10 protein-coding genes are annotated in these 13184 nt (G+C 47.7%); 4 read left to right on the top strand and 6 right to left on the bottom strand.

Annotated elements, in window-relative coordinates:
* Positions 1-10: 10 nt before the first annotated feature.
* From ABIE50_RS06610 to ABIE50_RS06600, 3 genes are all read right to left on the bottom strand, one after another.
* Positions 11-2653, bottom strand: coding sequence for a carboxypeptidase-like regulatory domain-containing protein (locus ABIE50_RS06610; protein WP_209866643.1), 2643 nt, complete (start codon positions 2651-2653; stop codon positions 11-13).
* A 50-nt stretch (positions 2654-2703) separates the two neighbouring features.
* Complete coding sequence (locus ABIE50_RS06605) at positions 2704-3681, bottom strand: FecR domain-containing protein (RefSeq protein WP_209866641.1); 978 nt, start codon at positions 3679-3681, stop codon at positions 2704-2706.
* 97 nt (positions 3682-3778) lie between these two features.
* Positions 3779-4297: an RNA polymerase sigma-70 factor gene (locus ABIE50_RS06600; protein WP_209866640.1), complete on the bottom strand. Its 519-nt coding sequence runs from the start codon at positions 4295-4297 to the stop codon at positions 3779-3781.
* A 119-nt stretch (positions 4298-4416) separates the two neighbouring features.
* Between ABIE50_RS06600 and ABIE50_RS06595 the strand changes: the two genes are divergently transcribed.
* Positions 4417-5442, top strand: coding sequence for a quinone-dependent dihydroorotate dehydrogenase (locus ABIE50_RS06595; protein WP_209866639.1), 1026 nt, complete (start codon positions 4417-4419; stop codon positions 5440-5442).
* On the opposite strand, the gene ABIE50_RS06590 is transcribed toward ABIE50_RS06595, so the two are convergent.
* The 3 genes from ABIE50_RS06590 to dnaB form a co-directional block, all read right to left on the bottom strand.
* Positions 5436-6137, bottom strand: a complete 702-nt coding sequence (locus tag ABIE50_RS06590) for a 16S rRNA (uracil(1498)-N(3))-methyltransferase (RefSeq protein ID WP_209866637.1) — start codon at positions 6135-6137, stop codon at positions 5436-5438. The two genes, ABIE50_RS06595 and ABIE50_RS06590, sit on opposite strands and share 7 nt — an antisense overlap.
* A gap of 57 nt (positions 6138-6194) precedes the next feature.
* Positions 6195-7535: an MATE family efflux transporter gene (locus tag ABIE50_RS06585; RefSeq protein ID WP_354027899.1), complete on the bottom strand. Its 1341-nt coding sequence runs from the start codon at positions 7533-7535 to the stop codon at positions 6195-6197.
* A gap of 411 nt (positions 7536-7946) precedes the next feature.
* Positions 7947-9515 carry a replicative DNA helicase gene (gene dnaB / locus ABIE50_RS06580; protein ID WP_142683918.1) on the bottom strand — a complete coding sequence of 523 codons (1569 nt, stop codon included), beginning with the start codon at positions 9513-9515 and terminating at the stop codon, positions 7947-7949.
* Positions 9516-9984: 469 nt separating this feature from the next.
* Here dnaB and pheT point away from each other — a divergent pair, with 469 nt between their 5' ends.
* The 3 genes from pheT to ABIE50_RS06565 are packed head-to-tail and all read left to right on the top strand — an operon-like array spanning position 9985 to position 13043.
* Positions 9985-12414, top strand: coding sequence for a phenylalanine--tRNA ligase subunit beta (gene pheT / locus ABIE50_RS06575; protein ID WP_209866636.1), 2430 nt, complete (start codon positions 9985-9987; stop codon positions 12412-12414).
* Positions 12415-12424: 10 nt separating this feature from the next.
* The gene (locus tag ABIE50_RS06570) at positions 12425-12733 is read left to right on the top strand and encodes a hypothetical protein (protein WP_142683920.1); all 309 of its coding nucleotides are present in this window, start codon (positions 12425-12427) and stop codon (positions 12731-12733) included.
* Between the two features lie 16 nt (positions 12734-12749).
* Positions 12750-13043 (top strand): cell division protein ZapA, encoded by a 294-nt coding sequence (locus ABIE50_RS06565; protein ID WP_142683921.1) that lies wholly within the window; start codon positions 12750-12752, stop codon positions 13041-13043.
* The last annotated feature ends 141 nt before the right edge of the window (positions 13044-13184 follow it).

Here is a 13184-nt window from a genome sequence, read left to right as displayed (position 1 = left end):
ACACATCTCTTTAAAACTTAATCGCATAAGTGATACTGGGCAATATGGGCAGGATAGTTACTTTAGACAAATAACGCTGCTGTTGCACAGGATCTGCACTGATATAATAGTAATATGGGTTCTTCCGGTTGTATACGTTAAACACGCTCAGGTTCCAGCTCCTGGTCCACCGCTTTTTCTGCCTGCTCCATGTAATGCCTACATCCAGCCGGTGTACGGCTGCTCCCCGGTAATTGTTCCGGTTATCGTACCGGTCGATGCCCGTATTACCTGTGCCGGGCTCCCAGGGCGAGGCGCCATCTGTGCCTGCATACCCCGATACAGGCAAGGTAAACGGCATTCCGCTGTTAAAATGCCAGGAAGCGGAAAACTCCCAGTGCGGTCCCAGTTGCTGCACCAATACCAGTTCAATATCGTGGCGCGTATCGTACCTGTAAGGATAAATTTCCCCGTTGTTTATACCCGGAAACCGCCGGGTAGACCAGGCCAGCGTATATCCCACCCATCCTGTGGTGCTTCCTTTCTTTTTCTGCAGCATCAGCTCTGCACCGTAACTCCAGCCTTTACCCACCGTTACATTTTCATCCCAGCGCGTTTCAACCGGGACAAGAATGCTGTTGCTCTCCTTACTTTCAATCATGTTGTGCATGGATTTGAAATATCCCTCCAATGAAAATTCATACTTCAGGTTAGCCGTTGTTTTTGCCACACCCGCGGCTACCTGTTTCGAAAACATAGGCGCCACATTCTGCGTGGAAGGCACCCATATATCGGTAGGCAATGAGGTACCGTTACTGGAAAGTAAATGGATATACTGGTTCATATGCGTGTATGCCGCCTTTACCGCCCAATTGCGCGGAAGCAGGTAACGCAGCCCCAGCCTGGGTTGCAGCGAATAGTAAGAACGCCCTTCCACCAGGAACCCCGACGCATGCAACCCGATGCTTGCATAGAGGTCGGGCTTGATCTGCCAGTTGTCTTCTGCGTACAACGACAATTCCAGGCCAGTTACTTCCGGCGATTCATCCAGCCTATCCAGGGGTGTAACGTGGCTGTCTTTATCTTCAAATACGGAGCTCCCCGGCTTGAAATTATGCATAGTGGAGATGGCTCCGAAACAGATAGAGTGGCGGGGATCAGGCCGGTAATCAAAATCTATACGCCCGCCGCTGTTGGCCATACGGGAACTGTATCTTCCATATACATCCGACTTTTCACCGGAAACCGCCAGCGTATATTTATGTTCCAGCTCCGTGAAAAATTTGTACTGCGAATAATTCAACGTGATATTGGAAAACAGTTTGGGCCCATAGATATGATTCCATCGTATAGCCGCAATGGTATTGCCCCAGCCCACATGAAATTTCATTTTCTCGCCAACATACTTCGATGGGTTACTGGCATATGAAGTATCATCCACCGTTTGTTTAAGTAACAGGTTATCTTCTCCCCGGTAAAAGCTGAGGAACAGGCGGTCTTTGGAGGAAAAAATATGATTCACCTTCGCGTTGATATCATAAAAAAAAGCCTGGAAATTGCCACCGGAGCCCAGTGTATTATCTGCCTGAAAAGCTGCATTTATAAAGAGATCGGGATATGAGCGGCGGGCAGATAACATGAACGAGGTTTTATCTTTTACAATAGGTCCTTCTATATTAAACTTGGCGGCGATCAGCCCTATAGAGGCATCTCCGTGATAGTTTTTCATATCGCCTTCCTTCATGGCAATATCCACTACGGAAGAGATCCTGCCGCCGAAACGCGCCGGGAAGGCGCCTTTATACAGATCGGTTGTTTTTACCACATTGGCATTCAGCAGGGAGTATACCCCAAAGAAATGTGAGAAATTAAATACCGGGGAGCCGTCTATCAGCACCAGGTTCTGATCAGGGCCCCCGCCCCGTACATACAGGCCACCGGCGCCATCCGCACCACCACTCACACCTGGCAATGATTGCAGTGTGCGCATCACATCCACTTCTCCGAGTAAGCGGGGCATGGCCTGCAGCTCAGAGGTGTTCAGGTTTACCTTGCTCATCTGGGTTTGCTCCTGCAATTTTACATTTTCCTTTGCGCTGATCACTACTTCCTTTAAACTACCCAGGGGCTGCAGGTGAATATTGATCATCTGGTTACCTTTTGCAGCAACCTTTTGCACGAAAGGCTGGTAACCTATGTAAGAAATCACGAGGCTGTTGGTATCTTTTACCGTGGTTAAACTATAAAATCCATACTGGTTGGCAGTAGTGCCCTGTTTGAGCACAGGCGAATATACTGTGGCGCCGATCAGGTTCTCACCACTTACCGCATCTTTGATAAAGCCGCTGATGGTACGGCTGCTGTGTTGGGCTGGCGATAGCACAACCTGTTCGCCTACACGGGCAAACCGGATATCATCGGGGGCAAACAGTTCATCCAGTACCTTTTTAAGACGTTGCTGATGGATGGTTAAGGTAACTTTCCGTGACAGGTTAACAAGTTCCCTGCTGTATGAAAAATGAATACCATATTCTTTTTCCAGTAATCCACATACCGCCTCAATGGGCTGATCTTTTACTACTACCGTTACTCTTGTTTGCCAGTCCCACCCAAATGCAGAGAGGGGAAAACTTAATATCAATATTCCCGTCAGCAGTTTTAAGGCTAACGACATAATATAGCTAAATTGAAAGTGTGACTACAGCTCTGGCTGAGGACTAAAACCTATTTTAATTTGTATTGACGGTCGTTTACTTTTTCATATGAAGCATTCAGCATAAGTGCCAGCGATTTCATCACCTCTTCTGTCGACTCATCCGTGAAGTTAGCCTGTACCGGGAGCTTCAGCAGGTCGGTATCCATTACTTCCACTTTGATATCATATACTTCGGTAATAGTATGCAATACTTCTTCCAGCGGCGTATCATGAAAAGACAATGACCTTTTACCCATATCAGTTACATGAGATGCGATACGGAAAGAAGGTCTGTTATCATCGCTCTGCAGCAACATACCATCGGTAAGCAATACGCTGTCTTTCTTATCATGATTGATCACCATTACCTTTCCACTGCTTACATGCACTTTCAGGGTGGCGGCGCCAGGTTCATAGTTGATCATAAACCGGGTGCCCAGCACTTTTACTTCATTATGCCCGAGGATGATCACAAACGGGTTTTCCGCGCTGCCCTGTACATCAAAACTGGCGGCACCGGTAAGTGTTACTTTCCGGTTATTGCTGCTGAAGCCCTTTGCAAGCGCCAGCTTCGCACCGCCGGACAGCTGCACCTGGCTACCATCGCTTAAAACTGCGCTTATGGGGCCGGCATATACCTGTTCCGGCTTGCTGCGTGCGAGGAACCACCATCCTGTGCTCAAAGCCACCAGTAATACAGCGGCCACTTTCAGCCAGGTAAAACGTGGTTTGGGCTTAATGGCGATCAGTGCCGGCTTGTCATCTATTTTTTCCCTGAGCTGCGACCAGGCGTAGCCGGTATCTGCAGCCACCGTTTTTTCACTGGCGGCAGCTGTATCGAGCACCTTTCCCAATGATACCAGCAGGGCCATATTACCGGGATCCCTTTCCTTCCATTCTTCCACCCACGCACGCTCCTCCGCGTCCGCTTCATCGAGCAGATACTTGCAGAGCAAGGTGTACAGCGCCTCGTCGGGCAGTGCCTCGTTAGGAAAAGATGGTGTCATCTGTTGTTGTAAGTTTTTACAGTCGTCGCCCCGGGGCGGTAATATATTAATAAGACGCGCGGGAAATAACGATGCCCCTATGCGTCCGGAAATATTTTCAAAACAGGAACCCTGTCAGCAATGGCAGGTATTCTTTCAATTCCTCATGGAGGATCTTCAATGCTTTGCCCATCTGGTTTTCCACCGTTTTTACGGAGATATTCATTGCCTCCGCTATTTCTGCATATTTCATATGCTGCTGGCGGCTGAGAATAAATACTTCGCGACAGCGCTCCGGCAACCTTTCCAGTGCCTGCCGGTACAGCCGTTCCAGCTCTTTTACTTCTTCCCCTGCACCAACAGTGACCTCTTTGCTCTTCCCGTACCCGTTCTCCTTTTCAGAACGCACAACATCCTTGCGCCACTGGCTGATGGCGGTATTACGGATGGCAGAAAACAAATATGCTTTTACCGGCCCGGTAATAGTGATAGTATCCCTTTTTTCCCACAAACGCAGGAATACCTGTTGTACTATCTCTTCCGCTACATGGGAATCCCCGGTGTAGTGGGTGGCAAAGGCCAGGCAATGAGCATGGTTTTCCTTAAATAATGCTTCAAATGTCTGGAGTTCGAGCATGATGAACGGCAAATATAGGAAGGATTTTTACTTGCGCGAATTTTGTTCTTGCACCTGCATCCACAAAATTCGCCTCCCTTCTTGCTCCCAACCGGGTAATGCTTATCTTTGTTCCCGCAATGTACAACCTGATCAAAAAATTCCTCTTCCGCTATCCGCCGGAAAGTATTCACCACAGCGTAATGCGTGGTATTAAGACAGTTTATTCGTTACCGCTGGGAAAAAATATCCTGAATGCCTTTTGCGGCGTTAAAACCCCGGGCATGGAACGCGAAGTATTCGGGCTTAAATTTTCTAACCCGGTAGGACTGGCGGCTGGTTTCGACAAGGATGCAAAGTATATTGATGAACTTACCTGCCTCGGTTTTGGTTTTGTGGAGATAGGTACTGTAACGCCGCTGCCCCAGCCGGGAAATGAGCAACCACGGTTGTTCCGCCTGCCGGAAGATAAGGCCCTTATTAACCGTATGGGCTTTAACAATGAAGGAGCCGTAGCCGCCGCAAAAAGACTGCAACGCAAAAAATCCAATATTATCGTAGGCGGCAACATCGGGAAAAATAAACTGACCCCGAATGAAGAAGCGGTAAGCGATTATGAAAAATGCTTTCATGCACTATACGATGGCGTAGATTATTTTGTGGTGAACGTAAGTTCTCCCAACACGCCAAACCTTCGCGCCTTGCAGGAAAAAGAGCCGTTAAAACAACTGTTGCATCACCTGCAGGTATTGAATGCACAGAAAATAAAACCCAAACCCATTTTACTTAAAATAGCACCGGATCTTACTACCGAGCAGCTGGATGATATCATTGAAATTGTAAAGGAAACAAAGCTGGCAGGTATTGTAGCTATCAACACCACCATCAGCAGGGCAGGATTAAAAACACCCGCTGCGGAAGTAAATGATATCGGTGCCGGTGGACTCAGCGGCCTGCCTGTAAAAAAGAAAGCAACAGAAGTGATCCGCTATATTCATACCCATAGCCAGGGCAGTATTCCTATTATCGCAGTGGGCGGTATTTTCACTGCTGAAGACGCACAGGAAAAGCTGGATGCAGGGGCCGCACTGGTACAGGTTTATACCGGCTTTATTTATGAAGGCCCAACTATTGTGAAAAAGATCTGCGCAGGCTTACGTCAGTAACCGGCATTCATCAGCGTTACCGCCACCATACCCGCCGTTTCTGTACGCAGGCGGGTATCACCCAGTGATACCGGAACAAAACCTTCTTCCAGCGCCAGTTTTATTTCTTCCGGCGTAAAATCCCCCTCCGGTCCTATCAGTATAATTGTATCTTTCCCGGGCTGCATCACCTGTTGCAACGGGGTTTTCTGCTCCGGCAAACAATGCGCAACAAACCGTTGCGGGTCTTTATTATGCTTCACCAGTTTATCAAACGCCTGCGGCTCCTGCAGCTCCGGTAAATAAAACTGCTGCGACTGCAGCATAGCTGATACAAGGATATTCTGCAGCCGTTCCGGTTTTATCTTTTCTTTCTCCGTACGCTGGGTCACCAACGGGATAATGGTCTGAATACCGATCTCCGTAGCCTTCTCCAGGAACCATTCTATACGCGACGCGTTTTTCGTGAAAGAGATAGCGATCCGCAACGCCCTGGCAGGAACAGGCACCGTTTCGAATGATATTACCTTTACTACACATTTCTTACGGTTATCGTCGGTAATCACCGCGGTAAATTTATGGCCCCGCCCATCTGCCAGTATCACCTCATCGCCCCTTTCATGACGAAGCACCTGGATACAATACTTGGATGTATCCTCGTTCATAGTATATGCTGTGGCATCCGGCTGTATTTCCGGCGCATAAAAAACTGACATATGGTGGTTTTAATTCTCCTGACCTGCGAAGATAATATAGGAAGACTGATATCCGCGTTACAGTTTCTTTGTTTTGATCTGGAACCGTGCGAACAACAGCAGGGAAGCCACCAGTAAGCCCAGCAGCAGCGCCCACCATACGCCTTCCACACCATAGCCCAGTTTGATGCCCAACAGGTAACCCAAAGGAATACCCAGTACCCAGTAAGCCAGCAAGGTGATCACGGTAGGGATACGCACATCGCCCAGACCGCGCAGTATACCAAGCCCCACTACCTGCATACCATCAAACAACTGGAAAAACGCAGCAATGATCAGTAAACGGGAAGCGATCACAATCACCTGCGGATCCTGGATATAGAAAGATGGCAACAGGCGGTTACCCAATGTAAACAACAATGCAGCGGCTCCCATCAGCAACAACACCATATGATAACTGGCTATGGCAGACAAACGCAATTCCCGGAAATCTTTCTTCCCGAAATTATTGCCGCTTTTAATACCGGCGGCTGCAGAGATACCGCTGGCCATCATATAGGTCATTGCAGCAAGGCTCAACGCAATCTGGTGGGCGGCCAGTTCCGCAGCGCCCATCCAGCCTACCATTACGGCGGCGCCGCTGAAAGCGCTTACTTCAAAAAGGTATTGCATGGCCACCGGCGTGCCTATGCCCAGGATCTTTTTAATGGCAGCCGCCTGCAGGTTTTTAAACCCGAACGATTGCAGGTAGGGTTTAAAACGGGGTGCGCGCAACACATAAATGGCCATGGTGATCCCCATAACCAGGCGGTCTGTAAAGGTGGCAATCCCCACGCCGATCACACCCATGCGGGGCAGGCCGAACAAGCCGTACACCAGGGTGATCCCTATCAGGATATTGAGCACATTCCCAATGATACTGATGTTCATGGCCTGGCGGGTAAAGCCCAGTCCTTCTGCAAACTGCTTAAAGGAAAGGAACAGCATCAGCGGAATAAAGGAAAAGCCCAGGAAACGCAGGAAAGGCCTTGCCTGATCCGCCACATCCCCCTCCTGGTGCAGGAAAGATAAATGGCCGCTGCCTGCATAAATTACAGCCGACAACAGCACGCCCACTATCATATTAATAATGAGACTATGACTCAATAAATGCCCGATGGCGCCTTTATTGCCACGCCCGTTTTCCTGTGCAATCAGCGGGGTAAGGCCATAAGACATACCTATACCCGCCACCATAAATACGGAGAACAAACCATTACCCAGTGATACCGCTGCCAGCGGTACCTTCCCGGTATGACCAATGATAATACTATCTGATAATGCTACTAACGTGTGTCCCAACTGGGATATAACTACCGGATAGGCTAAACTGAAATTGTCTTTGTAGTGTCCTTTGTACTTTAAATACAGCTGTTTCATTGATTGTTCTGGTATTAAGCGCGAATTTTGTCTTGGAACACTGATTACGCTGATTATGATGATTTCGCTGATGTTTTTTTTAATTTAAGAAACACCTTTTAAGATCTTTAAAATAGCTGCTGAATTAGTTTTAAAGATTAAAAAAAATCCGTGAAATCATTATATCAGTGTTCCAAAAAATAGTTGCTGAATTAGTTCTAAAAGATTTTAAAAAAAATCAGCGTAGTCATCATATCAGTGTTCAAAAAAATAGCTGCTGATTTAGTTCTAAAAGACTTTAAAAAAACATCAGCGAAATCATCATAATCAGCGTAATCAGTGTAATCAGTGTTCCAAGACAAAATCCGCGCGCGTATAAAAAAGGCCGGCGATCTTCTCGATGCCGGCCTTTAGCAATATCTTTTTTATGCGCTAAAATGGTGCATCTTCAAATCCTTCATCGAAGTTCATGTCATTCATCTTGGATCCCTTCTGGATATACAGCTTCGCTTCGTCGTTGCTGCCTCCGCCCTGCTGCGGCCGGTTGATTCCTGCGAATGGACTGCCTCCGCCGGGGTTTTCCAGGCTGCCATCATCTTCAAAGCGCTGATATTCCAGTACAGCCCTGAGTTTGATAGTATCCAGCTGACCATTACGGTGCTTGGCTATACGAACGTGGGTTTCACCTTTATTGGATTCGCCCATTTCATTGGTATTGATTTCATAATATTCAGGTCGGTACAGGAACATTACCATGTCAGCATCCTGCTCGATGGCGCCCGATTCACGGAGATCGCTCAGCTGGGGCATTTTGTTACCGTCTTTACGCTTTTCCACATCACGGCTCAGCTGCGAGAGGGCAATCACCGGAACCTGAAGCTCTTTTGCCAGTCCTTTCAGATCACGGGAAATTTTACTGATCTCCTGTTCACGGTTGGATCCTTTACCATCGCCACTGCCGCTCATGAGCTGGAGATAGTCGATGATGATTACACCTACACCGTGGTTATGCACCAGCCTGCGGCATTTGGCCCGCAGCTCAAAGATGTTGAGGGCCGGGGTATCGTCAATGAAGATGGGGGCTTTTGCCAGGCGTTCAATACCATGGGTCATCAGCTTCTTCATCTCATATTCTTCCAGCTTACCACGGGAAATCTTTTCCAGCTTTATTTCTGATTCGGCCGAGAGGATACGTTGTACGATCTGGCCGGATGACATTTCAAGGGAGAATACCGCTGCCCCTTTCGGGAAGCGGGGGTGAAGGGCCGCGTTGCGCGCAAGGTTCAGCGCAAAAGCGGTTTTACCTACCGACGGACGGGCTGCTATGATGATCAGATCCGTAGACTGCCAGCCATAGGTTACCTTATCCAGTGATGGGAAACCGGAGGGTACCCCGGTGATATCATCTCCTTTATTCCGCAGGTCCTCGATGCGCTTCATGGTGTTCACCAGTACACGGTCGATGGAATCGTAGTTTTTACGGAGGTGATTATTCGTGACTTCAAATAGTTTTGATTCCGCGCTGTCCAGTAGGTCAAACACATCCGCCGTGTCTTCATAAGACTCTGTCAGGATTTCCCCTGAAATGCGGATCAGTTCCCTTTGAATAAATTTCTGGAGGATGATACGGGCATGCGCTTCAATATTTGCGGAAGACACCACCATGTTGGTGAGCTTCATAACGGTAAATGGTCCGCCGATCTGTTCCAGTAAGCCCATCGATTTCAGCTCTTCTGTAACGGTGAGGATATCCACCGGCATCGACTTACCCGCCAGGCGGGTCATGGCACTAAAAATAATCTGGTGTGCTTCTACATAAAAACACTCTCCCTTCAATATCTCGATAACGGTGTCGAATGCACCTTTTTCCAGCATTACGGCTCCCAAAACAGCTTCTTCCAATTCTTTAGCCTGTGGTGGTATCTTGCCATACACCAAGGATGACACATCAATGGACGGTTTTCTGCGCACATTGCGGTCCTTCTTAAGATTGAGATCCATTTATGGTTAGTGTATTAAAAAAAGTTAATAAAAGGTTACTGTCAATGGGCCTTTCCTTTGTTTTTACAATCGATATCTGCATTTTCCCGCATTCTATAGGGTGATAGCTACGTTAAGAAATTGTAAACTTTTTCAAGCCGAGCAAACTAAGGTAAAGGCATTTTTCCGATTAATGCCCTCTCTTTCGTTATTAAATTTATTAAGCCCCATACACAGGTTATCCACAAGCAAAATGTCAGTTGTCCACTGACAGCAATATGGTTATCCACCAAAACACAGGAAATTCCCATGCAAAGGTCTGATTATTCACACACATTGTGAGAAAAGATTTTCCACATCCTGCAAAAATACAGCACCATGGCGGTTCTTTGGCGTTTTTAAATCCAAAGAATCAAAGTGGATAAGCCGCAAAGCCTGAAAATCAATTCTAGTTGTTAACTTTACGCCACTTTATAAACCGAGCAGATAAATGACGATTTCATACAACTGGCTATGTGAATATTTACCGGTAAAGCCTACACCGGAGGAACTATCTACCATTTTAACCAGAATTGGACTGGAGGTGGAAAGCCTGGAGAAATTTGAGGCGGTAAAGGGAAGTCTGGCTGGATTAGTGATCGGCGAAGTACTGACGGCAGAAAAACACCCCAACGCCGACAAGCTGAAACTCACCACCGTCAACACCGGCAACGGTGAGCCCCTGCATATAGTTTGCGGCGCTCCCAATGTAGCCCCCGGGCAAAAAGTAGTGGTAGCCCCCATTGGTACCACCATCTACCCGCTGGGTGGCGAACCGCTTACCATGAAAAAAGCAAAGATCCGTGGAGAAGAAAGCCAGGGAATGATTTGCGCAGAAGACGAAATAGGCCTGGGTAACAGCCATGATGGCATACTGGTGCTCGATGCCTCCCTGCAACCGGGCACTCCCGCCAGCGAAGTGTTTAAACCCGCACAGGATCACATCTTCGAAATAGGGCTTACTCCCAACCGCATGGACGCCATGAGCCATATCGGCGTGGCTAAAGACGTTTGCGCTTTCCTTAATAATATAGAACAAACACATAAATACCAGGTAAAACTGCCGGAAATAAAGGCCCTGCCTAAAGCAGATACGCCTTTGGCCATCAGCGTTACCATTGAAAACACAGATGCCTGCCCCCGGTACAGCGGAATTTCAATTACCGGCGTACAGGTAGCCCCATCCCCGGAATGGCTGAAAGCCAGGCTCACCGCCATCGGTGTTCGCCCTATCAACAACATCGTGGATATCACCAACTTCATTTTGCATGAAACCGGCCAGCCCCTGCACGCCTTTGATGCTGCAGCTGTAAAAGGCAATGCCATAGTAGTGAAAAACCTGCCACAGGGCACTCCCTTTGTTACACTGGATGAAAAAGAAAGGAAACTGGACGCTACCGACCTGATGATCTGCAACGGCGCCGGCGAAGGTATGTGCATAGCAGGCGTATTTGGCGGATTGTATTCCGGCGTAACAGATGCCACCCATAATATTTTCCTGGAAAGCGCCTTTTTCAGTGCAGGCGGGATCCGTACTACCTCTTTCCGGCACGGGCTGAGGACTGATGCCGCCACCCGTTTTGAAAAAGGGGTGGATATTTCCAATGTGGTGTTTGCCCTTCAACGCGCGGCTGATCTCATCTGTGAGCTCAGCGGCGGTAAAGCAGCTTCTGAGATCATTGATGTGTATCCCTCTGTTAAAGTAAAAACACAGGTGGAAACTACGTATAACTATATCCGTAAACTCAGCGGTGGCAATTATCCTGATACCAGGATCAAAAATATCCTGCGCAGCCTGGGCTTCGATATCCTGTCCGAAACCGAGGAAGGCCTGCGTGTAGCCGTGCCCTTCAGTAAACCGGACATCAGCCTGCCGGCCGACCTGGTGGAAGAAGTAATGCGGATCGACGGACTTGATAACATTGAGATCCCGTCTAAAATTGCCATCTCCCCGGCCGTCTCCGCCCAGCCGGATGCGGAAAGGGTGAAGGAGAAAATTGCTGATTATCTTGCCGGCAACGGGTTTAACGAAATATTCACCAACTCTATCACCAACAGTAAATACTATACACCGGAGGTACTGGAACATGCGGTAAAAATGATGAACAGCCTTACCGTGGAACTGGATATCATGCGCCCTTCCATGCTGGAAACCGGTCTGGAAAGCGTTGCCCATAACTTGAACCGCAAAAACGAAGACCTCCTTTTCTTCGAATTCGGTAAAACCTACCGTGTGCTGGAAAAAGGCTATGGTGAAAATAATCACCTTGTACTATATCTCACCGGTAAAAAAACAGCGGAAACCTGGATGCACAAATCCAGTCCGGTCGACTTCTATTTCCTGAAAGGATTTGTGATCAATATCCTGCAGCAACTGGGCTATAAGCAGTTCACCTGGGCAGAAAGCACTGAACCGGGCCTGATGCCGTCGTGGGACATCAAGGTAAAAAACCAGGTGGTAGTTACACTGGGAGGCGTGCCCACGGCTAAACTGAAGCAGTTTGATATCCGCCAGCCGGTATGGTATGCTACCTTCAATTGGGATAAAATACTGGGACTCTTGCAAAAAAGTGATAACTTTTACAAGGAAATACCGAAATTCCAGGCAGTACGGAGAGACCTGGCGCTGGTGCTTGATAAACAGGTAAAATTTGCCGCAGTGGAATCAGCAGCTCGCAGCGTGAAATCCGGCCTGTTACAACAGGTAAACCTGTTCGATGTATTTGAAAGTGAAAAACTGGGGGCTAATAAGAAGTCGTACGCCGTGAGCTTTACCTTCCTGGACCCTCAGAAAACACTTACAGATAAGGAAATTGATGGTGTAATGGACAAACTTATCAAAACGTTTGAAACACAGTTACAGGCGGAGATAAGAAAATAAGTATATTGAAATGGTTCTGGAGCAATACATTCAACGTGTAGAAGAAAGATTGCACCTGCTGGTCAAAAAACTCCAGCAGGTGCAGGCCGAGAATGCATTGCTGAAAGAAGAAGTAAGCATACAGCAACAGGAGCTGCAACGGCAGCAACAGGCGGTACAGGGACTGGAAGAAAGACTGCAACTGATGAAAATTGCATCTACTGCCCAGGGCACCACTACCACCATAGCAGAAGATGAAGCGTTCAAAAAAGAGATCCGCGGCAAGATCAATGACTACATTAAAGAAATTGACCGCTGCATTGCTTTGCTGAACAGCTAACCTAAAATCATACATCATGGAGCAACTCATTCCCGTTAACATCATAGTAGCCGACCGCTCTTACCGGATCAAGATCAAACCGGAAGAAGAAGCGGAAGTACGTCGTATTATGAAAGAAGTGAATGAGAAGATCGTCGATTTTAAAACAGCATATGCAGGGAAAGACCTGCAGGACTATATTGCTATGGCCCTTATCATGTACGCCACACATCCTGTAACCAGCGGCGGTAAAGCCCAGGCTAGCACTGCACCTTTTTTGCAGGAGAAGCTGGAAAAGCTGGAAGAAATTATCAACCAGGCATTGGGTTGATCACGTTACCCATTGCTTAACAATGAATTAGCTAATTGGTTAATTATCACGTATCAAAGACGCTTTAACTGCTATTTTTTTGTATTTTCGCGGGTCAGTTCTCGCCCCTGTCGTGTTTTAGCAGCGATATGGGTAGGAGAA

Origin of the sequence: Chitinophaga sp. OAE865 (assembly GCF_040546735.1) — a bacterium.
Taxonomy (GTDB): Bacteria; Bacteroidota; Bacteroidia; order Chitinophagales; family Chitinophagaceae; genus Chitinophaga; species Chitinophaga polysaccharea_A.
Note: the sequence above shows the minus strand (reverse complement) of the source record. Positions and strands in the feature narration are given on the sequence as shown.